This is a genomic window from Streptomyces sp. 1-11 (assembly GCF_007176755.1).
Classification (GTDB): domain Bacteria; phylum Actinomycetota; class Actinomycetes; order Streptomycetales; family Streptomycetaceae; genus Streptomyces.
Window position 1 is genome coordinate 461483 of sequence record NZ_BJTV01000004.1, and the last position, 25559, is coordinate 487041.

Below are 25559 nucleotides of genomic sequence, written 5' to 3' on the forward strand. Positions count from 1 at the left end.
CGCACCGCCATGAACGTCTCCGCCCATGTCGACACCTTCACGCGCGACCATCTTCCGCCGCCGGACGAGTGGCCCGAGCTGCGCTTCGACCTGGCGGAGCTGCGTTACCCCGAACGGCTCAACTGCGCCGCCGAGCTGCTCCGTCACGGCGCCCCGGACCGCCCGGTCTTCCACACCCCGCACGGCCCTTCGTGGACGTACGCCGACCTGCGCGCCCGCGTCGACCGGATCGCCCACGTGCTCACCGGCGAGCTGGGCGTCATGCCGGGCAACCGGGTCCTGCTGCGCGGGCCGACCACCCCGTGGCTCGCGGCGTGCTGGCTGGCCGTGCTGAAGGCGGGCGCGGTGGCGGTCACCGTGCTGGCCCAGCAGCGGCCGCACGAGCTGGCCACGATGTGCGAGATCGCCCGGGTCCGGCACGCGCTGTGCGACATACGGGCCGTGGACGACCTGGTGAAGGCCGGCGTGCCGGACCTGCGCGTCACGGCCTACGGCGGTGACGCGCCCGACGACCTGCTGCGCCGCCCGGCGCCGGACCGCCCCTTCCCGGCGGTCGGCACCGCGGCCGACGACGTCGCGCTGATCGCCTTCACCTCGGGCACCACGGGCCGCCCGAAGGGGTGCATGCACTTCCACCGGGACGTGCTGGCCGTCGCCGACACCTTCTCCGCGCACGTGCTGCGGCCCCGGTCCGACGACGTGTTCGCCGGCAGTCCCCCGCTCGGTTTCACCTTCGGTCTCGGCGGTCTGGTGATCTTCCCGCTGCGGGCGGGCGCCGGCGCGCTGCTCATGGAACAGGCGGGGCCGCGCCAACTGCTGCCGGCCATCGCCGAGCACCGGGTCTCGGTGCTGTTCACCGCGCCCACCGCCTACCGGGCGATGCTGGAGGCCATGGACGGCCATGACGTCTCCTCGCTGCGCCGCTGCGTGTCGGCGGGCGAGAACCTGCCCGCGGCCACCTGGCGGGCCTGGCACGAGCGCACCGGCCTGCGCATCATCAACGGCATCGGCGCCACCGAGCTGCTGCACATCTTCGTCTCCGCCGCCGACGAGCGGATCAGGCCCGGCACCACGGGCGTGCCGGTCCCGGGCTGGCAGGCCCGGATCCAGGACGCCGACGGCGAGCCGGTGCCGGACGGCGAGCCGGGGCTGCTGGCCGTCCGCGGCCCGGTCGGCTGCCGTTACCTGGCCGACCCGCGCCAGCGGGAGTACGTGCGCGACGGCTGGAACGTCACCGGCGACACCTACGTCCGCGACGGCGACGGCTACTTCCGCTATGTGGCACGCGCGGACGACATGATCATCTCGGCCGGGTACAACATCGCGGGACCCGAGGTGGAGGACGCCCTGCTGCGCCACCCCGACGTGGTCGAGACGGCGGTGGTCGGCCGCCCCGACGAGGTGCGCGGCCAGGTGGCGGTGGCGTACACGGTGCTGCGGGACGGGGTGGCGCGCGACCCCGAGCCGCTGCGCGCCTTCCTCAAGTCCGAGCTGGCGCCGTACAAGTGCCCGCGCGAGTTCGTCTTCCTCGACGCGCTGCCCCGCACGGCCACCGGCAAGCTGCAGCGGTTCCGGCTGCGCACCGCCGGTGACCGGCGCTGACACCGACGACCTAAAATGATCAACGTGTCCGAGCAGCACGCCCCCAGGTCCCTCATCGTCACGCTGTACGGCGCGTACGGCCGCTTCATGCCGGGCCCGGTGCCCGTCGCGGAGCTGATCCGGCTGCTGGCCGCGGTCGGGGTGGACGCGCCCTCGGTGCGTTCCTCGGTGTCCCGGCTCAAACGCCGCGGGCTGCTGCTGCCCGCCCGCACCCCTGCCGGCGCCGCCGGATACGAACTCTCCGCCGAGGCACGCCAGTTGCTGGAGGACGGCGACCGCCGCATCTACGCGACGGCGCCCTACGAGGACGAGGGCTGGGTGCTGGCGGTGTTCTCCGTCCCCGAGTCGGAACGCCAGAAGCGGCACGTCCTGCGCTCCCGGCTGGCCGGCCTGGGCTTCGGCACGGCGGCGCCCGGGGTGTGGATCGCCCCGGCCCGGCTGTACGAGGAGACCCGGCACACCCTGCGCCGCCTGCGCCTCGACCCGTACGTCGACCTCTTCCGCGGCGAGCACCTCGGCTTCGCCGCCACCGCGGAGGCCGTCACCCGCTGGTGGGACCTGACGGCGATCGCCAAGGCGCACGAGGGCTTCCTGGACGCCCACGCGCCCGTCCTGCACGCCTGGGAGCAGCGCACCGACACCCCGCCCGAGGAGGCCTACCGGGACTACCTGCCGGCTCTGGACTCCTGGCGGCACCTGCCGTACACCGACCCGGGCCTGCCCGCCCGGCTGCTGCCCGCCGACTGGCCGGGGGTCCGCTCGGCGCGGGTGTTCCGGGGGCTGCACGAGCGGCTGCGGGACGCGGGGGCCGCGTTCGCGGGGACGGGGCCCGCGCAGGGGTGAGCCCCGCGCGTCACGGGCGCCGCGGCCGGGCGCGCGGCCCGCACCGCGCGGGTCCCGCGGTCACCGGCCGCCGAGCGACAGCCGGGGTTTCGGCGCGTCCGTGCGGCCGGTCTGCGGTGGCCGGCTGCCCGCCCGGTAGGGGTCGGGCCACGCCACGCCGGGACCCTCGTAGCCCTGCTCGGCGGCCGCGTGCAGCGTCCAGTGCGGGTCGTACAGGTGCGGCCGGGCCAGCGCGCACAGGTCCGTGCGGCCCGCGAGGATCAGGGAGTTGACGTCGTCCCAGGAGGAGATCGCGCCGACCGCGATCACCGGGACCCCCACCTCGTGCCGGATGCGGTCGGCGAACGGCGTCTGGTACGACCGCCCGAACTCCGGCCGCTCCTCGGCCACCACCTGCCCGGTGGAGACGTCGATCGCGTCGGCTCCGTGCGCGGCGAAGGCCCGGGCCATCCCGACCGCGTCCTCGGCGCCGGTGCCGCCCTCGGCCCAGTCGGTGGCGGAGATCCGCACCGTCATCGGCCGCTCGTCCGGCCACACCGCGCGCACGGCGTCGAACACCTCCAGCGGGAACCGCAGCCGGTTCTCCGGCGAACCGCCGTAGGCGTCGGTGCGCAGGTTGGTGAGCGGGGAGAGGAAGCCGGAGAGCAGATAGCCGTGGGCGCAGTGCAGTTCGAGCAGGTCGAAGCCGGCCCGGGCGGCCCGGACGGCGGCCGCGGCGAACTGCTCCCGGATATCGGTGAGCTGGGCGCGGGTGAGGGCGCGCGGGGTCTGGCCGCCGGGCCTGTAGGGCAGCGGGGAGGCGGCCACCACGGGCCAGTTGCCCTCGGGCAGCGGCTCGTCCATCCCCTCCCACATCAGCCGGGTGGAGCCCTTGCGGCCGCTGTGGCCGAGCTGGACGCCGATCGCGGTGCCCGGCGACCGCCGGTGCACGAAGTCGGTGATCCGCCGCCACGCCTCCGCCTGCCGGCCGGTGTAGAGGCCGGCGCAGCCAGGGGTGATCCGGCCGTCCTCGCTCACGCACACCATCTCGGTCATCACCAGGCCGGCCCCGCCGAGGGCGCGGGCGCCCAGGTGGACCAGGTGGAAGTCGCCGGGCACCCCGTCGGCGGCCGAGTACATGTCCATGGGGGACACCACGACCCGGTTGCGCAGGCTCAGGCCGCGCAGCCGGAACGGGGTGAACATGGGGGGCGTGCCAGGCGGGCAGCCGAACTCGCGCTCCACGGCCCCGGTGAAGTGCGCGTCGCGCAGCCGCAGGTTGTCGTGGGTGACCCGGCGACTGCGGGTGAGCAGGTTGAAGGCGAACTGGCGGGACGGCTGGCCGAGGTAGAGCCCCAGGTTCTCGAACCACTCCAGGCTGGCCCGGGCGGCCCGCTGGGTGGAGGCGACGACGGGCCTGCGCTCCGCCTCGTAGGCGGCCAGCGCGCGGGGCACGTCGGGTTGCTCCTCGACGCACGCGGCCAGCGCCAGCGCGTCCTCCACGGCCAGCTTGGTGCCGGAGCCGATGGAGAAGTGGGCGGTGTGGGCGGCGTCGCCGAGGAGGACGACGACGCCGTGCGACCAGCTCTCGTTGACCACCGTGCGGAAGGTCGTCCACGCCGACTTGTTGGAGCGCAGCGGCCGCCCGCCGAGCGCGTCGGCGAAGATCTTGGCGCAGCGCTCCACCGACTCCTGCGGTCCGGCCTCGTCGAACCCGGCGGCCCGCCAGACCTCCTCGCGCATCTCGACGATCACGGTGGAGGCGTCGGCCGCGTAGGGGTAGGCGTGCAGTTGCATCACGCCGTGCTCGGTCTCGGCGATCTCGAAGCGGAAGGCGTCGAAGGCGAAGTCGGCCGCCAGCCAGATGTAGCGGCAGCGGTGGGCGGTCACCGTGGGCCGGAAGGCGTGGGCGAAGGCGTCGCGGGTGCCGCTGTGCACTCCGTCGGCGGCGACGACCAGGTCGTACTCCGCGGCGAGCCGGGCGGCCGGCGGCGCCTCGGTGCGAAAGCGCAGGTCCACGCCCAGGGAGCGGCAGCGCTCGTGCAGGATCTCCAGCAGCCGGCGCCTGCCCAGCGCGGCGAAGCCGTGGCCCCCGGAGGTGTGGCGGGTGCCACGGTGGACGATGTCGATGTCGTCCCAGCGGACGAAGTCGCGCCGCAGGGCCTCGTGGACCACCGGGTCGGCGTGCTCGATGCCGCCCAGGGTCTCGTCGGAGAGGACCACGCCGAAGCCGAAGGTCTCGTCGGGGGCGTTGCGCTCCCAGACGGTGATCTCCCGCTCGGGGTCCAGCCGTTTGAGCAGCGCGGCCGCGTAGAGGCCGCCCGGGCCTCCGCCGGTGACCGCCACGCGCAGGGGCCACCCGGTCACCGCGGCTACCTCCCCCGCCACTTCGGCGGGCGCTTGTCCCGGAAGGCGGCGTGGAACTCCGCGTAGTCCTCGCCGTTCATCAGCAGGGCCTGGGTGGCGGCGTCCAGCTCGACCGACGCGGCCAGCGGCATGTCCAGCTCGGCCGTGAGCAGCGCCTTGGTCTGGGCGTAGGCCAGGGCCGGTCCGTCGGCCAGGCGGCGGGCCAGCTCCAGCGCCGTGGCGTCCGTGTGGCCCTCCTCGGCCGGCACGCTGATCAGTCCGATCCGCTCGGCCTCCGCCGCGCGCACCGGCTCGCCCAGCATCAGCAGCCGGGTCGCGTGGCCGAGCCCGACGAAGCGGGGCAGCAGATAGGCCGCGCCCATGTCGCCGCCGGAGAGGCCCACGCGGGTGAACAGGAAGGCGAACCGGGCCGAGGGGTCGGCGACGCGGAAGTCGGCCGCCAGGGCGAGCACGGCGCCGGCGCCCGCCGCCACGCCGTGCACGGCGGCGATCACCGGGAACGGGCACTCCCGGATCGCCCGGACCACCTGCCCGGTCATCCTGTTGAAGTCGAGGAGCAGGGCGGTGTCCATGGACAGGGTGGCGCCGATGATCTCGTCCACGTCGCCGCCGGAGCAGAAGCCGCGGCCCTCGCCCGCCAGCACCAGGGCGCGGACCGAGCGCTCCCGGGACAGCTCGGCGAGCAGGTCGCGCAGGTCGGCGTAGGCGCCGAAGGTGAGCGCGTTGAGCTTGTCGGGGCGGGCGAGGGTGACGGTGGCGACACCGTCGTCGAGCTCGACCCGCAGGTGCTCCCACGAGGAGGTGCGGGCGGCGGAGCCGGTGAAGGGACTCATGACGTGCGGCCTCCTAGGGGGGCGGTGCCTCACGTTGCGCGGTGATGCCTCACGGTGCGTACCCCATGAAGCTATCACTTGTTTGTGACTGTCGTCACGATGGCGCGACAACACCGTCCGGGCCGGCCGGCTCCCGTCACACGCGTCACCGGTCGTCCACAGCCGCGTAACAGTGGGCCCGCCGGGGCGAGGCGGGGCGTGCGGCGGGGTAGGCCGCCGGTGGCGGGGCCGAGGCGTCCCGCACGGTGCCCGCCGAAGATCGCCGCGGCCGGGCCCGTACCATCTCTACGGTCGAAAGCAGGACAGCCTGCTCCATGAACGGACTCGCCTTGTACGAACGCCCCGCCGAATCGGCCTCCTGGCGCATCGCGCTGCCGCACACCACCGCGGCGGTGCCCGTGGCGCGCGCGCTGGTGCGGTCGGCGCTGGCGGAGGTGGAGCACGCGGCCGACTGCGACACCGCCGAGCTGCTGACGGCGGAGCTGGTGGCCAACGCGGTGGAGCACACCGCCGGGCGCGGCCCGATCGAGCTGGTGGTGGAGCTGCGGCCGGGCGGCTGCCAGGTCGAGGTGCACGACCCCGACCCCGCGCCGCCCGGGCATCTCACCCGTCCGGTGATCGAGGAGCCCGACCCCTGGCAGGAGGGCGGCCGCGGGCTGCTGCTGATCCGCGCCCTCAGCTCCTCCTGCGGTCACCGCCCGACCGCTTCGGGCAAGGCGGTGTGGTTCAGACTGCCAGTGGTTCCCGCTCAGCGGCGTCCGGCGTGACCCCGGCGGGCGCCTGGGCGAGCGTGGAGTGCCGGCGGCCGTAGGCGAGGTAGACCAGCAGGCCGGCGGCGAGGAACACCGCGAACTGGATCCAGGTGTGCCAGCCGGTCTCGTACATCAGGTACAGGCAGAAGCCGACGCCGAGCAGCGGCACGACCGGGTAGAGCGGCACCCGGAAGCTGCGGCCGAGGCCCGGCTCGCGGCGGCGCAGGGCGATCACCGCGATGTTCACGGCGGCCATGATGGCGAGCGTGCCGATGGTGCACAGGTTCATCACGGCGTCCAGCGAGGCGAAGGCCGCCGGGACCGCGAAGACGACGGCGACGATCAGCGTGCCGGCCACCGGGGTGGAGGTGCGCGGCGAGACCTTCTCGAAGACGCGCGGGATCAGGCCGTCCCGGGACATCGACATCAGGATGCGGGTCTGGCCGTACATCACGGCGAGCACCACGGAGGCGATGGCGACGACCGCGCCGAAGGCGATGACACCGCCGCCGACGGCGGAGCCGGTGACCTCGTTGACGACGTACGACAGCGCGGCGGGCCGGCCGGCGACCTGCTCGCCGCCGATGGCGCCGATCGCGGCGAGCGCGACCGCGCAGTACAGCAGGGTGACCAGGCCCATGCAGACCATGATCGCGACCGGGATGTCCCGGCGCGGGTTCTTCGCCTCCTCACCGGCCGTGGTGATCGCGTCGAAGCCTATGTAGGAGAAGAACGCGGCGGTGGTGCCCGCCCCGATGCCGCCGAGGCCGGCCGGGGAGAACGGGGTCAGGTTGCCGTGCTTGAAGGCGCTGTAGCCGACGGCGCAGAAGGCCAGCAGGATGACGAGCTTCACGGCGGCCATCGCGGCGGTCGCCCGGGCGCTCTCCCGCACCCCGCGCACCAGCAGCACGGACGCCATGGCGATGACGATCACGGCGGGCAGGTTCACGATCCCGCCGTCGCCCGGGCCCGCGGACAGCGCGGCGGGCAGTTGCAGGCCGGTGAGGCTGTGCAGCAGCTCGTTGACGTACTCGCTCCAGCCGACCGCGACCGCGGAGATGGAGACGCCGTACTCCAGCAGCAGGCACCAGCCGACCAGGAAGGCGGTGGACTCGCCGAGGCCCGCGTAGGCGAAGGAGTACGAGGAGCCGGAGACCGGGATCGCGCCGCCCAGCTCGGCGAACGAGAACGCGGTGAAGACGCAGGTGATCGCGGCGAGGACGAAGGAGACGACGACGGCGGGGCCGGCCTGGGCGACGGAGTCGGAGAGGCCGACGAAGATGCCGGTGCCGACGATGGCGCCGACACCGAAGCAGATGAGCTGGAAGAGGCCCATCGTGCGCTTGAGGCCGTGGCCCTCGCGGTCGGCGCCGGACTCGGCGACGAGCAGGTGCGGGGACTTGATGCGGAGAGCGGGCATGCGGGGTGGTGCTCGTTTCTGGTGGTGCGGGCGCCCCGGTGGGGGCGCGGCGGCGGCCGGGAGGGGGTGGTCCGGGCCGCCGTTCAGGATAAGGCCAGGTGAAGCGGGTGGGGCAAGTGCCGGCCGGGGCCGGGGAGGTCAGGCGAGGGTCGCGACCAGGACCGCCTTGATGGTGTGCAGCCGGTTCTCCGCCTCGTCGAAGACGACCGAGTGGGCGGACTCGAACACCTCGTCGGTCACCTCCAGGGAGGTCAGCCCGTGGGACTCGAAGATCTCCTGGCCGACCTTGGTGCCGAGGTCGTGGAAGGCGGGCAGGCAGTGCAGGAACTTCACGTCCGGGTCGCCGGTGGCGCGCAGGACGTCCATGGTCACGGCGTAGGGGCCGAGGGCGGTGATCCGCTCGTCCCAGACCTCCTTGGGCTCGCCCATGGAGACCCAGACGTCGGTGGCGACGAAGCCGGCGCCCGCGACCCCCTCGGCGACGTCCTCGGTGAGGGTGATCCGGGCCCCGCTGGACTCGGCGAGCCCGCGGGCGTGGTCGACGATCTCCTGGGCGGGCCAGTAGGACTTCGGCGCGACGATCCGTACGTCCATGCCGAGCAGGGCGCCGGTGACCAGGTAGGAGTTGCCCATGTTGAACCGGGCGTCGCCGAGGTAGGCGAAGGCGGTCTCCCGCAGCGGCCGGGTGCTGTGCTCGGCCATGGTGAGCGCGTCCGCCAGCATCTGGGTGGGGTGCCAGTCGTCGGTGAGCCCGTTGTAGACGGGCACGCCCGCGTACGCGGCCAGCTCCTCGACCTTGGCCTGGCTGTCGCCCCGGTACTCGATCGCGTCGAACATCCGGCCGAGGACGCGGGCGGTGTCCTTCACGGACTCCTTGTGCCCGATCTGCGAGCCGGCCGGGTCCAGGTACGTCGTGGCGGCGCCCTGGTCGGCGGCGGCGACCTCGAACGCGCAGCGGGTGCGCGTCGAGGTCTTCTCGAAGATCAGCGCGATGCTGCGGCCGCGCAGGTACTGGGTCTCGGTCCCGGCCTTCTTCGCCGCCTTCAGTTCCGCGGCCAGCTCCACCAGGCCGCGGAACTCGGCCTCGGTGAAGTCCAGCTCCTTGAGGAAGTGGCGCCCGGCGAGGGCGGTCGGGACAGTCGCCATGGGGGCGCTCCAGAGGTACGGGTGTCAGGACTTATGTAAGTCTATACGATGCTCCACATTTCTATACAGGCGCTCGCTCCACCGGGCAGCTCATGCAGCGCGGCCCGCCCCGGCCGCGGCCCAGCTCGCTGCCCGGGATCTCGATCACCTCGATGCCCTGTTTGCGCAGGTGGGTGTTGGTGGTGGAGTTGCGTTCGTAGGCGATGACGACACCGGGCTCGACGGCCAGCACGTTGCAGCCGTCGTCCCACTGCTCCCGCTCCGCGGCGTGCACGTCCTGGGTGGCGGTGAGCACCCGGATCTCGCCGAGCCCCAGCGCGGCGGCGATGGCGCGGTGCATGTGCTCCGGCGGATGGTCGGTGACCTTGAGCTCGCGCTCCCCGTCGCCCGGCTCGATGGTGTACGAGCGCAGCATGCCGAGCCCCGCGTACTGGGTGAAGGTGTCGCCGTCGACCATGGTCATCACCGTGTCGAGGTGCATGAAGGCCCGGCGCTTGGGCATGTCGAGCGCGACGATGGTGTGCGCGGAGCCCGCCGCGAACAGCTTGTGCGCCAGCATCTCCACCGCCTGCGGGGTGGTGCGCTCGCTCATGCCGATCAGGACGGCGCCGTTGCCGATCACCAGGACGTCGCCGCCCTCGATGGTGGACGGGTAGTCGGCCTGCCCCCTGGACCACACGTGGAACGCCTCGCCGCGGAACAGCGGGTGGTGCCGGTAGATCGCCTCGAAGTGCACGGTCTCCCGCTGCCGGGCCGGCCGGCGCATGGCGTTGATGGACACGCCGTCGTAGATCCAGGCCGAGGTGTCCCGGGTGAAGAGGTGGTTGGGCAGCGGGCGGAGCAGGAAGTCGTCCAGGTCCATGACGTGGAAGCGGACGGAGGCGGGCTCCGCGTGCCCGTCCAGGAACTCGCGCTTGGTCATGCCGCCGACCAGCGCCTCGGCCAGCTCGCCCGAGGACATCCGGTCGAAGGAGGCCCGCAGGTGGCCGGTGGCGAGGGGACCGTACTCCTTCTCGTCGAAGACGCGGTCCAGGACGAGGGCGCGGGCCTCGGGGATCTCCAGTGTCTCGGTGAGCAGGTCGCCGAAGAGGTGGACGGCGACCCCCCGGTCGCGCAGGACGTCCGCGAATCCGTCGTGCTCGGCGCGCGCCCGGCGCACCCAGAGCACGTCGTCGAAGAGCAGGGCGTCCTTGTTGCTGGGGGTGAGCCTTTTGAGCTCGAGGTCGGGCCGGTGCAGGATCACCCGCTGCAGCCGCCCGGCCTCGGAGTGGACGTGGTATGCCATGTCTCCATCCTGGCCACCGATGTCCGCCTTCACGCTCCTCTCGGCCGTTTCCGCCGCTTCCTGTTTCCGTTCCGCCCGCCGGCGGGGCCCCGGGACGCCGGCTCACAGCCGCGGGTCGACCGGCTCCGACTCCAGGGCGAGCACCCCGAACACCGCCTCGTGCACCCGCCACAGCGGCTCACCGTCCGCGAGCCGGTCCAGCGCCTCGAGGCCGAGGGCGTACTCGCGGATCGCCAGCGACCGCTTGTGCCCCAGGGAGCGGCCGCGCAGGCGGGCCAGGTTGTCCGGGCGGGTGTACTCCGGGCCGTAGACGATCCGCAGGTACTCGCGGCCCCGGCACTTGATGCCGGGCTGCACCAGCCGGCCCTCGCCGTCGCGCACCAGCGCGCCGAGCGGCTTGACGACCATGCCCTCGCCGCCGCGGCCGGTCATCTCCAGCCACCAGTCGACACCGGCGCCGACCGACTCGGGGTCGCCCGTGCGGCATCGTCCCCGGGCCTCTCGCATGCCCGCCGGTCCTCTGGCCCCGGGCCGCCCCCTCGTGTGCTCCGACCCCACGGAAGCCCGGGACGGGGCCCGCACGATCCGGCCATTCCGTCGGATGGCTATACAGACTGGCGCATTCCGCTCTTATGATCCTCACCATGACTTCACAGAACCCCAACCGTCCCTGCGCCTGCGGCAGTTATGCCTTCGAGGTGCTCATCCACGAGAACGTCGGTGGCGACAAGGTGTGGCAGCAGAAGACCACCGGCTGCGGCGCGACGACCCAGAGCACGTTCGCGCCTGGACACGACGCCAAGCTCAAGTCACTCCTCATCGCCGCAGGTGTCGGCGGCCACCAGGTGCGCCAGACCACGCGCGACACGGTGGTGGTCAAGGACGCCTTGAGGGTGGCCGCCGACCTCGGATGGGAAGACCTCGTCGGCGAGGCCATCGCCAAGGGCAGCAGCTAGTACCGCCGCGTCGACGCCTCACCCTGGCAGCGGTGGCACTGGCACAGTGGCCATCGCGCGTCGATGAGCGGCAGGTTCGGGAGGGTGTCCATCGACCACTCCCGCGCGCTGACCTCCTCGGTCTTCCCGGTCTCGCCGTCGATCCGATACACCCGAATGCTTAACCCGGTCATTGGAGCCCCCTCATCGGTCTGACCAGTAGGTATCGCGGTATCACGATATCGCGATCTCGCGTTATCGCATAAGACTGCGGTAGCGCGGGTGACTGCGTGGTCATACGTTCGCGATGTGAGTGACCTTGATCGTTCCCGCCCGGTGTGGCGGCAGGTGGCCGAGAGAATCAGTAAGCGGATCGCCGACGGGACCTATCCGCCCGGCAGCCGGGTGCCGGGCATCGTGGAGCTGAGCGCCGAGTTCGGCATCGCGGCCAGCACCGCCCAGAAGGCCCTGGCGCACCTGCGGGAGACCGGCGAGGTGCGCACGGAGTTGGGCCTCGGCACGTTCGTCAGCGACTCGAAGTAGCCGGCCAACGTCGACCGGTCCGAAGATCGGCCAGTGTCGGCTCCTGACGCTAACCTGAGGCGTGTTGATACAGGGTCACTTCACGCGGACGGGGCGAGTGCGATGACGGGGAAGGCAAGCGGGGTCGCTTACGAAATCGCAGGCGCCATTGGTGCGCAGTTGGCCCGGCAGGCAGCGGAAGCCGTTGCCTCACGTGTGTGGCGAGCCATCAGCCAACCCCGGGGTGAGCAGCAGGCCGAACGGGTCATTCAGATCCAGAACGTCTTCGTCGATCAGCCCAAGGGGCTTGCCGAGAAGCGGCAGGACTTCCAGTTCGCCGTCCTGAACCACACTCTGAAGCAGTCTGAGTGGACCTTCCGCCTGAGTGTGGGTTTCATGGCGGGTGGTGCGGCGATCGTCCTGACGGGGGCAGCGCTGGCGTTGGTGCACGCAGGGAAACCCGACCGCAATTACGTACCGCTTGTGACGGGCTTGACGGGCGTGTTCACAGGTGGTGTCGGCGGCGCGCTGGCGCTCCACTCGAAGCGGGCTAAGGCCGACCTGCTCAAGGCGGCCGAAGACAACGAGAAGAAGATCGACACCGATCGCAACCACGAAGCGGCGATGGCGTTCATTGACCGTGTGGAAGACCCGCAGACCAGGGACCGCCTCAACTCGGCCGCCGCGTTGAAGGCGCTGGGCATGGAGGCGCAGCCAGAGATGATGGCCAACCGGCTGCTCCCCGACCAGCAGCCAAAGCAGATCGAGCCGGGCGACTCAGCGGGTTGATCCGCACGAGGCCAGGGATGGTGTCTCCCGTGGCCTCTCGGTGCGGGCTGCGCCGGTGGCCCCGGGGCGGGCTCTCGTGCGGCGGAAGACCCCACGGGAGCCCTCCCCGGCCTATACGGCGGCAGGTGGCTTCTGCTGGTCGTCCGCCGGGGGTGGCAGCTCGGGCCTGCGGAATCGTCGCCACGCGTCGCGTGCCTCCGTGGCTGAGTCGAGAACTTCAGGGACCTCGTCCAGAAGTCTCTTCACGGAGGACAGCGACCGGGAGACCACGCCAGCGATGGCGAGAATGAAGAGGAGGATGACTGTTGCGTCCATCGACCCTGATCCTGACCTTCTCTGTCATGGTTCGGATCGGTGGGTCTGCGCGCAGGCAGCCTCGATCCAAACCCATACCGGGTTGGACCGAGACACCTGCGCGCGACGCACGGCAGCGCAAATGTTCTCGGGTGGGCTAACGATCAGCCCAGGTTGTGAAAGTAAAACCCATTCGGCGACTGCTCCGTCTTCATAGCCTGTGCGTCAGACCCCCTGTCGGACTAGGGGGTCCAGCTCCAACGGTGCAGCGTCCTGGTTCGGCGTCATACGCAGAGACACCCAGGTGCGGAGAGCCGCCGAGCGGCTCCCCGCACCGATAGTAGCGCAGACCGATAGATGGTGTGTCCACGGCGTCTGCTGACGGATCGTTGGGTAGGTGGGCCGGCGGTTACCGTCGCCCTGCCGACGGGACCCCGAGCGATGCGGCCTCCCGCAGCGCGGTGGCAAGGCGTTCGTCGGCGGCCTTGGCCTCCTCGATAGCCCGAGTGGCGACGGCCACCGCCGCGTTGATGTTTCGTTGCCGCCTCGGCCGGTCGCTCTCCGGGCCGGTCCCCGCTAGAGCCAGTTCCACCCTCTGGATGCCGAGCAGCGACTTCATGAAGGCCGCGTTCGAGTCCTGGTACGCCTTCACCAGTTCAGGCGTGGTGTACAGCATCAGCTTGGTGACGACCAACCGAAACTGCTCGGTCTGGTGATCTGGGTCGAGGTCCGCAGGGCTCAGGCCCGAAGGCAACTGCCTGCGAGCCCAGGCGAGGTCACGCGCGTTCGCGAGGGCAAGCATCTTCCGGTGCGCTTCCTCGATGGCATCGGCTCGACGCTCCCACACCTTGAAGGCGCTCTCACGGTCACGGGTCGCTCGCTGCGCCATCGTTGTCGATGCGATGGTGCCCACCATCCCGAGGACGGCGCCAAGCACGGTGGCCCCGATACCGAGGAGGGCGAGGGCAACAGGCGTGATCGTCACATCGTGAGCGTAGGCGCGGACGCCGGGCCATGGGCCAGATCTCGCGAGGTCCCGGAGGCTGTGCAGACCCTCCGGGACCTTCGAGGGTTCAGAACACGCCGAGCGCCGACAGCACGACCATGCAGAGCGTCAGCGAGCCGCCGAAGACGCCACCGCCGTACAAGAACGACGGGCCCTTAGGCGTGGTGGGCTTGTGGTGGATGAGGCCAGCCACGATGCCGACGATGACGGAGATCAGGGTGCAGATCACGAAGATCAGCAGCTTGACTGCGAGAGAGAGATTCAACGGTCCGCGTACCTTCCCGGTGGTTCGGACCGTTGGTGCGCAGCGCTCAGCCCGACCACGACGTACATACGTGTGATCAAGCTGAGGCCATGCCGACGTACAGGACTCAGACATTGCCGGGTCAGGACCGCTTGCGGTGACCCTGCACTACCTACCCCCCACTCGGAGGCTCTGTGGGAACGGACTTGGGGCAACCCCATGTCCTACCTGGACGTCGGACTCAGGCCCACGGCTTCACGTCGATGAGCGACAACTCTACAAGAACGGGCTCGTGTTGATGGTTAGCGCCTGCCCGCGTCGACCTCTCGCTTCACGAGCACGAGGACGATGTACCAGGCGACTGCGCCGATGATCGAGGCCACGCCGATGAACGTCATGGCGAACCCCACCCATGCAACCACGGAGAGGGCCGGATCGCCCGCCTTGGACGGGTCGTCACACGTCACCGCTGAATCGCCGTCAAGGGGACAATTGATGGCGTCACTGCCGACTGTGAACAGGATTATCCCAACGAACAGGTTCACGAACATGGAGGCCCATAGCGCTAACGCTCGCTTGGGATGTTGGGCCGCCCATCGTTGCAACGCTGTCTGCCGCACCGAGTCCCCCTCTTAAACGCGTTGGGCACATTAAAGCCTGTGAGTCCCGAGACAGGAGCTCCCTGGGCCTCATCTGGAGATCTACGGCCGGACGCCCCGCGCGGGCACGAGAGGCCGCCGGAGACCCCACGGGCCGAGGCGTTCGACGCGACGCCGTTCGCGCGCACCGAGCTGCTGCGGCAGATCAACCGCGCACGAACCGAGGAGAAGGCGAAGGTGTTGGCCGCGCCCGACAACAAGGAGTTGGGGCGGCCCTCTCGTCGGAAGGACTGCACCGGGGTGGTCTACGACACCACCGCGCCGGGCCTGTTCATCCAGCCGGGGTGGATCACGCTGTTCATGGCCGACTACGAGGTCGGCAAGACCATGCTGGCCTACTCGCTGGCGGCCGAGCGGCTGCGCAAGGGCGAAGAGGTCGTCGTGATCCAGGAGGACGAGGCCGCCGACCAGACGTGGGGCAAGCTCGATGCCTTCTGCCTCACCGAGGAGGAGGGAGATCGCTTCCAGCCGTACAACTACCAGGGGTAGAACCTGGTGGCGACGCCCGAGATGCTCGACCGGCTAATGGAGAGGCACCCGCGCACGACGCTGCTGATCGTCGACTCGATCATGAAGATCACCAAGCTGGCCGGGCTGGAGGAAGACAACCCCGGTGTGGTCGCGCTGTGGACCGTCTTCGAGCGGTTCGCGGCAAAGTACCCGCAGGTGGCCGTCCTGCTGATCGACCACCAAGGGCGCAACGGCGGGGGCCACGCTCGTCCGCCCGCGGGTAGAACACGTGGGCGGTGCCGTGGGACGTGGAGAAGGTCTGCGCCTTGCCGGGGTGCTTGTGCAGCAGGTAGCCGAGGTCGGTGGCCGGGTGGGCGGCGTCGCCGCGCGTGGAGATGGTCAGGAACACATGTCCGAGTCTCCCCGCTGCCGCGCGCTGCCGACCAGTGGTTTTCCGCGGTCCCGCGGCCCCTCCGCCCGGTTCGGGGCGGAGGGGCCGTGGGGCCGGGGCCGGGTCAGGGGCCGGGTCAGGAGAGCCGGCTCTGGACCTGGGAGGAGATCAGTTCCAGGTGGTCCAGGTCGTCCAGGTCGAGGATCTGGAGGTAGATGCGGGTGGAGCCGGTCTCGGCGTAGCGGCCGATCTTCTCCACCACCTCGGCCGGGGAGCCGGCCAGGCCGTTGGCCTTCAGCTCGTCCACCTCACGGCCGATCGCGGCGGCGCGGCGGGCGACCTCCCGGTCGTCCCGGCCGACGCACGCCACGAGCGCGTTGGAGTAGGTGAGGGCGCCGGCGCCGCGGCCGGCCTCCTCGGCGGCGGCGCGCACCCGGCCGAACTGCCGCTCGCTGTCCTCGACGGAGGCGAACGGGATGTTGAACTCGTCGGCGTACCGGGCGGCCAGGCGCGGGGTGCGGGTGGCGCCGTGGCCGCCGATGAGCACCGGGATCCGGTGCTGGGCGGGCTTGGGCAGCGCGGGCGAGTCGGTGAGGTCGTAGTAGGCGCCGTGGAAGTCGAAGGTCTCGCCGGTCTTGGTGGCCCACAGCCCGGTGACGATCTCTAGCTGTTCCTCCAGGCGCGCGAACTTCTCCTTGGGGAAGGGGATGCCGTACGCCTTGTGCTCCTCCTCGAACCAGCCCGCGCCGAGGCCCAGTTCGACCCGGCCGCCGGACATCTGGTCGACCTGGGCGACCTGGATGGCCAGCACGCCGGGCAGGCGGAAGGTGCCGGCCGTCATCAGGGTGCCGAGGCGGATGCGCTTGGTCTCACGGGCCAGGCCGGCCAGCGTGATCCAGGCGTCCGTGGGGCCGGGCAGGCCGTCCGTGTCGCCCATCCGGAGGTAGTGGTCGGAGCGGAAGAAGGCGTCGAAGCCGAGGTCCTCGGTGGCCTTCGCCACGGTGAGCAGGGTGTCGTACGTGGCCCCCTGCTGGGGCTCGGTGAAAATTCGAAGGTCCATACACCCATCCTGCACGGCACCGGCCGCGCCGGCCTCACCGGTACCGGGGGCGCGGCCGTCCCCGATCAGGTGAATCCCTTGGGTCACGGGCGCGGAGAGTCGGCGCCGGCCCGGCCGGTCACACGCCCGACGGACTGTCCTCCGCGCCCTCGGGTAACGCCGCCACCCGGGCGGCCAGTTTGCGCAGCATCTCCAGGACCCGGTCCCGGGACTCGTCGGCCGCGTCGATGGCCTCCATGCACTGCCAGTACGCCGTCTCGTCGGTGGCGGAGCTGGCCATGGCGACCAGCGCCATGCCGACCTCGCCGAGCAGGCTGTCGAGGCAGAGCAGGGTCAGCCGGGCGTCGTCCAGTTCGGTGAGCTGGGCGGCGCGCAGGTCGCCCGGGTCGAGTTCCGGGGCGTCCAGGACGCCGCAGCCCCGGCCCGCCAGTTCGGTCAGGCCCAGTGCCTCGCCCCGCAGCTCCGGCGGGCCGGACACCGCGAGGCGGCTGCCGATCGCCTGGGCCAGGGCCTGCGCCTGCCACACCTCGGCCATGATCTCGGGCCGGTCGGCGCCCAGGGCCAGGGCCCGCCTGCTCGTCCCGATGAGTCGCACCGCATCCATGCGCTGCCCCCGTCCAGTCCGCCGTGCGTCCTCGCACGCCCGCGTGAACTTCCCTGTTCACTACCCAGAGTGAGGGTCCCTGAGACGTAAAGCCAGAGGAAGACGGGAAATTGTGGACAACAATTCGGATTCGGGGCGCGATGCGACTCCACAGAGTGATAGCGGAGGATGACACTCCGTCAGTCGCCGGCGCCCGGCCCCGGCGCCGGGAAGCGCCGCTCGTTGCGGTCGATCTTGGCGGAGAGCGCGGCCAGCGGGTCGACGCCGAGGACCTCGCAGAACTGCAGCAGGTAGGCGAGGACGTCGGCGACCTCGTCCCGGACCCGGTGCGCGGTGCCGGGGTCGTCCATCACCCGGGCCGACTCCTCGGGCGTCAGCCACTGGAAGATCTCGACCAGTTCGGAGGCCTCCACGCTGAGCGCGGACACCAGGCTCTTGGGGGTGTGGTAGGGCTGCCAGTCGCGCGCGGCGGCGAACTCGGCCAGTCTGCGCTGGAGTCCGGCCAGGTCCTGGTGTTCCGTCACGGCCTCAGGTGTACCACGGTGACGCCCTCCGTCCCCACGGCCCAGGAGGCGTCGCTCACGGCGCCCACGCAGCGGATGTGGCCCCGCTCGCCCATCCGGGCCGCCGTCAGCAGCAGCGCGCGCCGCTGGGCGGGGTCGAGGCCGCGGTCGAAGCCGTCGGTGAGCACGGTGAGGGTGCGCAGCGCGTCGGGCACCTCGCCGGGTGTGTCCACGGCCAGCACGCCGGGTCCGGTCAGCAGCACCAGGGCGAGCGCGACGTAGCGCAGCTCGCCGTCGCCGAGCCGGGCCAGCTCGGTGCGGAAGCCGTCGCCGCGGTCGAGCAGCGCCCCGACGGTGCCGTCGGCCAGTGGTTCGGCGGCCAGGTCGGCCACCGGGCCCGCGCAGCCGCCGCGCAGCGTCTCGACGAGCAGGGCGTGCCGGCGGCCGCACTCGGACCGGGTGCGCCACAGCACGTCGGCGAGGTTGTCGCAGCCGGGCAGCAGCCGTCCCGATCCGGTGGGGACGGGGGCGCGCATGCGCTCGGGGCGCGGGTCGCAGGCGAAGACCGAGCGCAGGGCGACGACCGTCTGCTCGGCGGCGGCGAGCACCCGCCGCTGCCCGTCGGTCTTGCCGGCCACCCGCAGCGGCAGCAGCGGGGTGCCGAGCCGGTCGTCGGGCAGTGGGGCACGGGTCACCGGGGAGGCGCCCGCGGTGTGCCAGGCGGCCTGCACCGCCCGGCGGCCCGGGTCGCGCAGGGCGGTCTCCAGCAGGACCACGCCGTCCGCGGTGAGCCGTTCGCCCACGATCCGCAGCTCCGGCTCGGCCTGCACGGCGACGTCCAGCCGGACCGGCCCCTCGGCGCCGTCGGCCGTGCAGCCGATCCGGAAGCCGCGCCGGCGCTGCGCGTCGGGCCGCGCCCGCTCCGGCACCCAGGCCGCCGGCTCCGGGAACACCTCCTCGAGCGGCGCCCCGCCGCCTAGCCGGGCGAGCGCCTCGTACGCCGCGAGCGCGGTCGACTTGCCCGACCCGCTGGGCCCGGCGAACAGGGTGACGGCGCCCAGCGGGAACGCGGCCCGCCGGTGCCCGGCGAAGGCGGACAGCCGCAGCTCGGTCACCCGGGCGCGCACGTCGAGAGCGCCGGCGGACCGCTCCCCCGGCCCGCCCGCGAGCAACCCGCCCTGCCCCGGCACCCGGTGGGAGGCGTCCGCGGAGGCGGGCGGCGGCCCGGGCGGCGCGGCGGGCGGTTCCAGGGATGCGGAGGTCGGTGCGGAACAGGTGGACACGGGTGGGACGGCCATATGTGGACGTTAGGCCTCCGCCGGGACGGCGAACCGTTTTGCCCGCCGCACCTTCCTACGATCGGGGGAGCGCCCGCGCGCCGCGTGCGGGCGGCTCAGCCGCCTGCCATCCCCGCGCCCTCCATCAGCCCGCTGACCTCGGTGCCGGGCGGCGTCAGCAGGAAGACGTTGCGGTCGACCCGGTGCATCCCGCTGCCCAGGCCGAAGACGACACCGGTGCTGAAGTCGAGGACGCGCTTGGCGACGTCGCCCTCCGCGCCGGACAGGTCCAGCAGCACCGGCACCCCGGCCATCAGCGTCTCGGCGACCTCCCGGGCGTCGGCGAAGACGTCGACCCGCAGGACCACGAAGCGGCGGCGCGTCTCGGTCTCGGCGTCCGGCAGCGAGCGGTGGCCCACCGCGGACGGCCAGGCGTCCCGGCCCCGCAGCGGCACGACCTGGGCGAGCCCCTCCCACTGTTCATCGGTGACGTCGTAACGGCTCACCGGCTCCCCCTGACCTGACTCGTACCAATTGCCTGCACCAGCCAATTCTTACGCCAAGTCACCCGTTCAGCCCAACAACGACACACTGCGCGACCGCTCAAGCGTCCTGTTCCATGGGGCACATGTACGAAAAAACCCCTTCTTACCGCCCTCACACCGGTCTCTTCATGTCGTTCCCCGCCTCACTCACCGGCCGCCACTAGCGTCCGGTGCCGTGCACTTGGCAGAAACTCAGCAGGTGGCACCCGGGCGGTGGACACGGCCGGCGGTGTCCACCGCCCCGGGACGTCACACCGAAGAAGTCCGCGGCCCCGCGCAGTGGCACCGGGTCCTGACCCTGCTCGCCGACGTGAGCCTGTTCATCGGGACCCGGTCACTGTGGTCCCAGGCAGCGACCCACAACCTCTTCGTCACGGCGGTGGTGTCGGTCTGCTACGTCTCGATCCTGGCCGGCGGGGTCCTCGCGCTGACGGTCCGCCGGACGCGCTCGCTGGCCCGGGTCGACCTCATGGTGCTGCTCACCGCGCTCACGCTCACCGGCTGCGCCTGGTGGCTGAACCACGCCGGTGGCGACGAGGCGATGCTCACCGCCCAGGCCGCGCGCGAACTGGTCGCCGGGCACGCGGTCTACGGGCAGCCCTGGCCATGGCTGTTCCACGGCCCGAACGTCGCCGTGACGCCGACGATAGACGGGGGGTACGACTTCACGTACGGCTATCCCCCGCTGGCCCCGCTGCTGGCCGCGCCCCTGCTGTGGGTGGGCGGCGGCGGCGCCCCGGCGACGGCGGCGGCGACGGTCGCCCTGCTCACCGGTGCGGTGCTGCTGTGGCGGATGCTGCCGGCGCCCTACCGCTCGGCGGCGACGATGGCGTGCCTGGGCTTCGGTTTCCTGCCGGGGTACGCCCGTTCGGGCTATCCGGCGATCGAGGCGATGGTGCTGCTGATCCCGGTGGTGGTGGGCTGGTCCCGCATCGGCAGGGGCGGCCGGCTCGGCACGCCGGGCATCGCCCGGGCCGTGTGCCTGGGCGCCGCCTGCGCCACCCAGCAACTGCCGTGGTTCGTCGCCCCCTTCCTGCTCGCCGGCATCCACGCGGTGCGCCGCGGCGAACTGGGCGGACGCGCGGCCACCGCGGTCTGCGCGCGGCTTCTGGGGATCGCCGGGGCGACCTGGCTGCTGCTCAACGCCTACTTCATGGTGCGCGAACCGGGTCCCTGGCTCGACGGCGTCGCGCTGCCCCTCACCCAGGGCGCGGTGCTGCACGGCCAGGGCCTGGTGGACGTCTCGCTGTACTTCACGCACGGCAGCGACCGCCTCGACTGGTACGGCCACGCCAGCGTCCTGCTGGCCGCCGCGCTGCTGGCGCTGTACGTGCTGTTCGTACGGCGGCTGGGTCCGGCGGCGACGGTGCTGCCCTGGTGCGCCTTCTGGCTGGCGACCCGGTCCCAGGACGGCTACTACCTGATGATGACCCCGCTGTGGCTCGCGGCGGCGGTCACCGTGCCGCTGCCGGACTTCGCGAACGCCTGGCAGCCGCGCCCCCGCCGGCTCAGGGGCCCGCGCCGCCGGCTCGCGCTGGCCGGCGCGGCCGCGCTGCTGGTGCTGCCCGCGCTGGTGAGCGCGGCCCTCGCGGCGACCGGCCGGCCGCCGCTGCGGATGGACGTCACGGCGGCCCGGCGGGCCACGGCGCAGTCGCTGTCCGGCTTGAGCCTGCGGGTGACCAACACCGGCGGCACCGCGCTCACCCCGCACTACATGCTCACCACCAGCCACGGGGCGAGCAGATACTGGTCGCTGACGCGCGGTCCGGCCACGATCGCCGCGCACACCACGGCCTCCGTCGAACTGCGCGCCCCGTCGGGCAGGTTCGCGCTGCCGGCGCAGGCGGGCGCCCGGTTCCGCCTGCGCGCCTTCACCGGGGACCCGCAGACGCTGTCCACCCGGGACCTGCGGCCGGCCGACCTGGGCCGTGAGCAGTCACCCGAACGGTAGGAAACCGGGCCGCCGGGGCCGGGCGAGGTGCAGGTCACAGCCGCAGAGAGGGAAACGTCACAGCTCTCGCTCTGCTGTCACATGAGCGCCCTGCCCTAGCATCCGAGCATGACGGTCCTGCCTGACGACGGGCTCTCACTGGCCGCCGAGTTCCCTGACGCGACGCACGAGCAGTGGCACCGCCTGGTCGAGGGTGTGCTGCGCAAGTCGGGCAAGGAAGTCTCCGGCGCGGCAGTCGAGGACGCCCTGTCCACGACGCTCGAGGACGGGCTGCGCACCCGGCCCCTCTACACCGCGCGCGACGCCGCGCCCGACCCCGGCCTGCCCGGCTTCGCGCCCTACGTGCGCGGCGGCCGCCCCGAGGGCGGCACGGCCGGCGGCTGGGACGTACGGCAGCGGCACACGGCGCTCGGCGGCGGCGCGGAGGGCGCGGTGCTGGCCGACCTGGAGAACGGCGTCACCTCGCTGTGGCTGGTGCTCGGCGAGGGCGGCATCCCGGTCTCCGGACTGGACCGGGCGCTCGACGGCGTGTACCTCGACCTGGCCCCGGTCGTGCTGGACGCCGGCCGCGACACCGAGGCGGCCGCCGAGGCGCTGCTGCGGCTGTACGAGGCGAGGGGCGTGGATCCCGGGGCGGTGCGCGGCGGCCTCGGCGGCGACCCGCTCGGCCACGAGGCCCGCACCGGCGTCCCGCTGGACGTCGCCCCCTTCGCCGCCCTCGCCGGGCGCTGCGCCGGGACGTATCCCGGCCTGCGCGCGCTGACCGTGGACGCGCTGCCGTACCACGAGGCGGGCGGCTCGGCCGCGCAGGAGCTGGGCGCCTCCATCGCCACCGGCGTGGCCTACCTGCGGGCGCTGACCGAGGCCGGGCTGCCGGTCGAGACGGCCTGCGCCCAGCTCGAGTTCCGCTACGCGGCCACCGCCGACCAGTTCCTGACCGTCGCCAAGCTGCGCGCGGCCCGCCGGCTGTGGGCGCGGGTCGCCGAGGTGGCCGGGGCGCCGGGCGCGGGCGCGCAGGTCCAGCACGCGGTGACCTCGCCGGTGATGCTGACCCGCCGCGACCCGTGGGTGAACATGCTGCGCGCCACGGTGGCCACGCTGGCCGCCGGGGTCGGCGGCGCCGACGCGGTGACCGTGCTGCCGTTCGACCACGCGCTGGGCCTGCCGGACGCGTTCGCCCGCCGTATCGCGCGCAACACCTCCACGATCCTGATGGAGGAGTCCCACCTGGCCCGGGTGATCGACCCGGCGGGCGGCTCCTGGTACGTGGAGCGGCTGACCGAGGAACTCGCCCAGGCCGGCTGGGCGTACTTCCGGTCCGTGGAGCGGGACGGCGGCCAGGCGGCCTGCCTGCGCTCGGGCCGGATCCGCACGGACCTGGCGACGACCTGGGCGGAGCGTTCCAAGAAGCTCGCCAAGCGGCGCGAACCCATCACCGGCGTCAGCGAGTTCCCGCTGCTGGGCGAGAAGCCGGTGGAGCGCGAGCCCGCGCCCGAGCCGCCGTCCGGCGGACTGCCCCGGGTGCGCCGCGACGAGGCGTTCGAGGCGCTGCGCGCCCGCTCCGACGCGCACCTGGCCGCGACCGGCTCCCGGCCCAGGATCTTCCTGGCCACCCTCGGCTCCCCCGCCGAGTACACCGCGCGCTCCACGTTCGCCGCCAACCTGTTCCAGGCGGGCGGCATCGAGCCGGTCACCGGGGGCGCCTTCGAGGACAGCGGGGCCACCGAGGCCGTGCTGTGCTCCAGCGACGCGCTCTACGCCGAACGGGCCGCGCAGGCCGCCGAGTCGCTGCGCGCGGCCGGCGCCCGGCACGTGTTCCTGGCCGGCCGCCCGGCCGAGCACCCGGGCGTCGACTCGTACGTCTTCGCGGGCTGCGACGCCATCGACGTGCTGTCCGCGACCCTCGACCGCATGGGAGTGTCCTGATGGGAATCCCCGACTTCGCCGGCATCGAGCTGGGGACGCCGGCCGCCGACGGCAGCGCCGAGGAGTGGCGCACGGCCGTGAAGCGGGCGACCGGGAGCGAGGAGCCGCTGTGGGAGACCCCGGAGGGCATCGGGGTCAAGCCGCTGTACACCGGCAGTGACCTGGAGGGCCTGGACTTCCTCGGCACGTTCCCGGGCATCGCGCCGTACCTGCGCGGCCCGTACCCGACGATGTACGTCAACCAGCCCTGGACGATCCGCCAGTACGCGGGCTTCTCCACCGCCGAGGAGTCCAACGCGTTCTACCGGCGCAACCTGGCGGCCGGCCAGAAGGGCCTGTCGGTCGCCTTCGACCTGCCCACGCACCGGGGCTACGACAGCGACCACCCGCGGGTGACCGGTGACGTCGGCATGGCGGGCGTGGCCATCGACTCGATCCTCGACATGCGGCAGCTCTTCGACGGCATCCCGCTGGACAGGATGACCGTGTCGATGACGATGAACGGCGCGGTGCTGCCCGTCCTGGCGCTGTACATCGTGGCGGCGGAGGAGCAGGGCGTACCGCCCGAGAAGCTGGCCGGAACCATTCAGAACGACATTCTGAAGGAGTTCATGGTCCGCAACACCTACATCTACCCGCCGAAGCCGTCGATGCGGATCATCTCCGACATCTTCGCGTACACCTCGCAGCGGATGCCCCGCTACAACTCCATCTCCATCTCCGGGTACCACATCCAGGAGGCGGGGGCGACGGCCGACCTGGAGCTGGCGTACACCCTCGCGGACGGTGTGGAGTACATCCGCGCGGGCCGCGAGGCCGGTCTGGACGTGGACGCGTTCGCGCCCCGGCTGTCGTTCTTCTGGGCGATCGGCATGAACTTCTTCATGGAGATCGCGAAGCTGCGCGCGGCCCGGCTGCTGTGGGCCAAGCTGGTCGCGCAGTTCGAGCCGAAGAACACCAAGTCCCTGTCGCTGCGCACGCATTCGCAGACCTCGGGCTGGTCGCTGACGGCGCAGGACGTGTTCAACAACGTGACGCGCACATGCGTCGAGGCGATGGCGGCGACCCAGGGCCACACCCAGTCGCTGCACACCAACGCCCTCGACGAGGCCCTCGCGCTGCCCACCGACTTCTCGGCCCGCATCGCCCGCAACACCCAGCTCCTCATCCAGCAGGAGTCGGGCACCACCCGGGTCATCGACCCGTGGGGCGGCAGCGCGTACGTGGAGCGGCTGACGTACGACCTCGCGCGCAAGGCCTGGGCGCACATCCAGGAGGTGGAGCAGGCGGGCGGCATGGCGCAGGCCATCGACGCCGGCATCCCCAAGCTGCGCGTGGAGGAGGCGGCGGCCCGCACCCAGGCCCGCATCGACTCCGGGCGCCAGCCGGTGATCGGCGTCAACAAGTACCGGGTGGACAGCGACGAGCAGATCGAGGTCCTGAAGGTCGACAACTCCTCGGTGCGCGCCCAGCAGATCGAGAAGCTGCGGCGGCTGCGCGCCGAGCGGGACGAGCAGGCCTGCCGGGACGCGCTGGACGCGCTCACCCGGGCCGCCGGCGGCGACGGCAACCTGCTGGAGCTGGCCGTGCACGCGGCCCGCGCCAAGGCGACCGTCGGGGAGATCTCCGACGCCCTGGAGAAGGTGTACGGGCGGCACGCGAGCCAGATCCGTACGATCTCCGGCGTGTACCGCAACGAAGCAGGCCAGTCGCCGTCCGTGGACCGCACCCGCGCCCTGGTGGACTCCTTCGAGGAGGCCGAGGGCCGCCGGCCGCGCATCCTGGTGGCCAAGATGGGTCAGGACGGCCACGACCGCGGCCAGAAGGTGATCGCGACCGCCTTCGCCGACCTGGGCTTCGACGTCGACGTCGGCCCGCTGTTCCAGACGCCGGAGGAGGTCGCCCGGCAGGCGGTCGAGGCCGACGTGCACGTGGTCGGGGTGTCCTCGCTGGCCGCCGGCCACCTCACGCTGGTGCCGGCGCTGAAGGAGAAGCTCGCCGAGGAGGGCCGCGAGGACATCGTGATCGTGGTCGGCGGGGTGATCCCGCCGCAGGACGTGCCGACGCTGCTGGAGATGGGCGCCGCGGCCGTGTTCCCGCCCGGGACGGTGATCCCGGACGCGGCGTACGACCTGGTGAAGCGGCTGTCGGCCGGCCTCGGCCACGAGCTGTAGCC

General features: G+C 72.3%; 24 protein-coding genes and 2 pseudogenes. 10 read left to right on the forward strand and 16 right to left on the reverse strand.

From position 1 onward, the window contains the following. Positions 1-9: 9 nt before the first annotated feature. A complete protein-coding gene (locus TNCT1_RS11635; protein ID WP_143630797.1) occupies positions 10-1602 on the forward strand; it encodes an AMP-binding protein in 1593 nt (530 codons plus the stop codon). A 15-nt stretch (positions 1603-1617) separates the two neighbouring features. Next, positions 1618-2445, forward strand: a complete 828-nt coding sequence (locus TNCT1_RS11640; protein WP_143630798.1) for a PaaX family transcriptional regulator C-terminal domain-containing protein — start codon at positions 1618-1620, stop codon at positions 2443-2445. A 60-nt stretch (positions 2446-2505) separates the two neighbouring features. Here the strand turns inward: TNCT1_RS11640 and TNCT1_RS11645 are convergent, their stop codons facing one another. Both TNCT1_RS11645 and TNCT1_RS11650 read right to left on the reverse strand, forming a co-directional pair. After that, the gene (locus TNCT1_RS11645) at positions 2506-4812 is read right to left on the reverse strand and encodes a bifunctional salicylyl-CoA 5-hydroxylase/oxidoreductase (RefSeq protein WP_373920468.1); all 2307 of its coding nucleotides are present in this window, start codon (positions 4810-4812) and stop codon (positions 2506-2508) included. Beyond that, entirely contained in the window at positions 4797-5624 is an 828-nt protein-coding gene (locus TNCT1_RS11650) for an enoyl-CoA hydratase family protein (protein WP_143630799.1), read from the reverse strand. Before TNCT1_RS11650 ends, TNCT1_RS11645 begins: the two co-directional genes overlap by 16 nt. Before the next feature lie 314 nt (positions 5625-5938). Here TNCT1_RS11650 and TNCT1_RS11655 point away from each other — a divergent pair, with 314 nt between their 5' ends. After that, positions 5939-6391, forward strand: coding sequence for an ATP-binding protein (locus tag TNCT1_RS11655; RefSeq protein WP_143630800.1), 453 nt, complete (start codon positions 5939-5941; stop codon positions 6389-6391). Here TNCT1_RS11655 and TNCT1_RS11660 read toward each other — a convergent pair. The 4 genes and pseudogenes from TNCT1_RS11660 to TNCT1_RS11675 all read right to left on the reverse strand — a co-directional run. Beyond that, on the reverse strand, positions 6351-7796 hold the full coding sequence (locus TNCT1_RS11660) for an amino acid permease (protein ID WP_143630801.1): 1446 nt from the start codon (positions 7794-7796) through the stop codon (positions 6351-6353). The two genes, TNCT1_RS11655 and TNCT1_RS11660, sit on opposite strands and share 41 nt — an antisense overlap. 138 nt (positions 7797-7934) lie before the next feature. Beyond that, a complete protein-coding gene (gene argF, locus TNCT1_RS11665; RefSeq protein WP_143630802.1) occupies positions 7935-8942 on the reverse strand; it encodes an ornithine carbamoyltransferase in 1008 nt (335 codons plus the stop codon). A 61-nt stretch (positions 8943-9003) separates the two neighbouring features. Next, positions 9004-10227, reverse strand: coding sequence for an arginine deiminase (locus TNCT1_RS11670; protein WP_143630803.1), 1224 nt, complete (start codon positions 10225-10227; stop codon positions 9004-9006). A 102-nt stretch (positions 10228-10329) separates the two neighbouring features. Beyond that, a pseudogene (locus TNCT1_RS11675) lies at positions 10330-10707 on the reverse strand (polynucleotide kinase-phosphatase); the annotation flags it as partial. Between the two features lie 164 nt (positions 10708-10871). Between TNCT1_RS11675 and TNCT1_RS11680 the strand changes: the two are divergent. The 3 genes from TNCT1_RS11680 to TNCT1_RS11695 all read left to right on the forward strand — a co-directional run bounded on the left by TNCT1_RS11680 (position 10872) and on the right by TNCT1_RS11695 (position 12473). Continuing rightward, entirely contained in the window at positions 10872-11183 is a 312-nt protein-coding gene (locus TNCT1_RS11680; protein ID WP_143630804.1) for a hypothetical protein, read from the forward strand. A gap of 288 nt (positions 11184-11471) precedes the next feature. Continuing rightward, positions 11472-11705, forward strand: coding sequence for a GntR family transcriptional regulator (locus TNCT1_RS11690; RefSeq protein ID WP_235902526.1), 234 nt, complete (start codon positions 11472-11474; stop codon positions 11703-11705). Between the two features lie 102 nt (positions 11706-11807). Further along, positions 11808-12473 carry a hypothetical protein gene (locus TNCT1_RS11695; RefSeq protein ID WP_143630805.1) on the forward strand — a complete coding sequence of 222 codons (666 nt, stop codon included), beginning with the start codon at positions 11808-11810 and terminating at the stop codon, positions 12471-12473. A 111-nt stretch (positions 12474-12584) separates the two neighbouring features. On the opposite strand, the gene TNCT1_RS11700 is transcribed toward TNCT1_RS11695, so the two are convergent. From TNCT1_RS11700 to TNCT1_RS35535, 4 genes are all read right to left on the reverse strand, one after another. After that, positions 12585-12788, reverse strand: a complete 204-nt coding sequence (locus TNCT1_RS11700) for a hypothetical protein (RefSeq protein ID WP_143630806.1) — start codon at positions 12786-12788, stop codon at positions 12585-12587. Between the two features lie 388 nt (positions 12789-13176). Continuing rightward, on the reverse strand, positions 13177-13752 hold the full coding sequence (locus tag TNCT1_RS11705) for a hypothetical protein (protein ID WP_235902529.1): 576 nt from the start codon (positions 13750-13752) through the stop codon (positions 13177-13179). Between the two features lie 88 nt (positions 13753-13840). Then, positions 13841-14038 carry a hypothetical protein gene (locus TNCT1_RS11710; RefSeq protein ID WP_143630807.1) on the reverse strand — a complete coding sequence of 66 codons (198 nt, stop codon included), beginning with the start codon at positions 14036-14038 and terminating at the stop codon, positions 13841-13843. Positions 14039-14319: 281 nt separating this feature from the next. Next, positions 14320-14484, reverse strand: a complete 165-nt coding sequence (locus TNCT1_RS35535) for a hypothetical protein (RefSeq protein WP_160160393.1) — start codon at positions 14482-14484, stop codon at positions 14320-14322. A gap of 192 nt (positions 14485-14676) precedes the next feature. Here TNCT1_RS35535 and TNCT1_RS11715 point away from each other — a divergent pair, with 192 nt between their 5' ends. After that, positions 14677-15165, forward strand: a complete 489-nt coding sequence (locus TNCT1_RS11715; RefSeq protein ID WP_143630808.1) for a hypothetical protein — start codon at positions 14677-14679, stop codon at positions 15163-15165. A gap of 229 nt (positions 15166-15394) precedes the next feature. Here the strand turns inward: TNCT1_RS11715 and TNCT1_RS11720 are convergent. From TNCT1_RS11720 to TNCT1_RS11745, 6 genes and pseudogenes are all read right to left on the reverse strand, one after another. Beyond that, positions 15395-15535, reverse strand: a pseudogene (locus tag TNCT1_RS11720) (hypothetical protein); the annotation flags it as partial. Between the two features lie 118 nt (positions 15536-15653). Next, positions 15654-16577, reverse strand: a complete 924-nt coding sequence (locus TNCT1_RS11725; RefSeq protein ID WP_143630809.1) for an LLM class F420-dependent oxidoreductase — start codon at positions 16575-16577, stop codon at positions 15654-15656. 118 nt (positions 16578-16695) lie between these two features. Further along, on the reverse strand, positions 16696-17181 hold the full coding sequence (locus tag TNCT1_RS11730) for a DUF6099 family protein (protein WP_143630810.1): 486 nt from the start codon (positions 17179-17181) through the stop codon (positions 16696-16698). 179 nt (positions 17182-17360) lie between these two features. After that, positions 17361-17705, reverse strand: coding sequence for a nucleotide pyrophosphohydrolase (locus tag TNCT1_RS11735; RefSeq protein ID WP_143630811.1), 345 nt, complete (start codon positions 17703-17705; stop codon positions 17361-17363). Beyond that, complete coding sequence (locus TNCT1_RS11740) at positions 17702-18982, reverse strand: ATP-binding protein (RefSeq protein ID WP_143630812.1); 1281 nt, start codon at positions 18980-18982, stop codon at positions 17702-17704. The genes TNCT1_RS11735 and TNCT1_RS11740 overlap by 4 nt, the downstream gene beginning before the upstream one ends. 95 nt (positions 18983-19077) lie before the next feature. After that, positions 19078-19467, reverse strand: coding sequence for a cell division protein SepF (locus TNCT1_RS11745; RefSeq protein WP_143630813.1), 390 nt, complete (start codon positions 19465-19467; stop codon positions 19078-19080). A 268-nt stretch (positions 19468-19735) separates the two neighbouring features. Between TNCT1_RS11745 and TNCT1_RS11750 the strand changes: the two genes are divergently transcribed. The 3 genes from TNCT1_RS11750 to scpA all read left to right on the forward strand — a co-directional run bounded on the left by TNCT1_RS11750 (position 19736) and on the right by scpA (position 25557). Continuing rightward, entirely contained in the window at positions 19736-21457 is a 1722-nt protein-coding gene (locus TNCT1_RS11750; RefSeq protein ID WP_143630814.1) for a hypothetical protein, read from the forward strand. Between the two features lie 108 nt (positions 21458-21565). Further along, positions 21566-23383, forward strand: coding sequence for a methylmalonyl-CoA mutase family protein (locus TNCT1_RS11755; RefSeq protein WP_143630815.1), 1818 nt, complete (start codon positions 21566-21568; stop codon positions 23381-23383). Then, positions 23383-25557: a methylmalonyl-CoA mutase gene (scpA, locus tag TNCT1_RS11760; RefSeq protein WP_143630816.1), complete on the forward strand. Its 2175-nt coding sequence runs from the start codon at positions 23383-23385 to the stop codon at positions 25555-25557. The genes TNCT1_RS11755 and scpA overlap by 1 nt, the downstream gene beginning before the upstream one ends. The last annotated feature ends 2 nt before the right edge of the window (positions 25558-25559 follow it).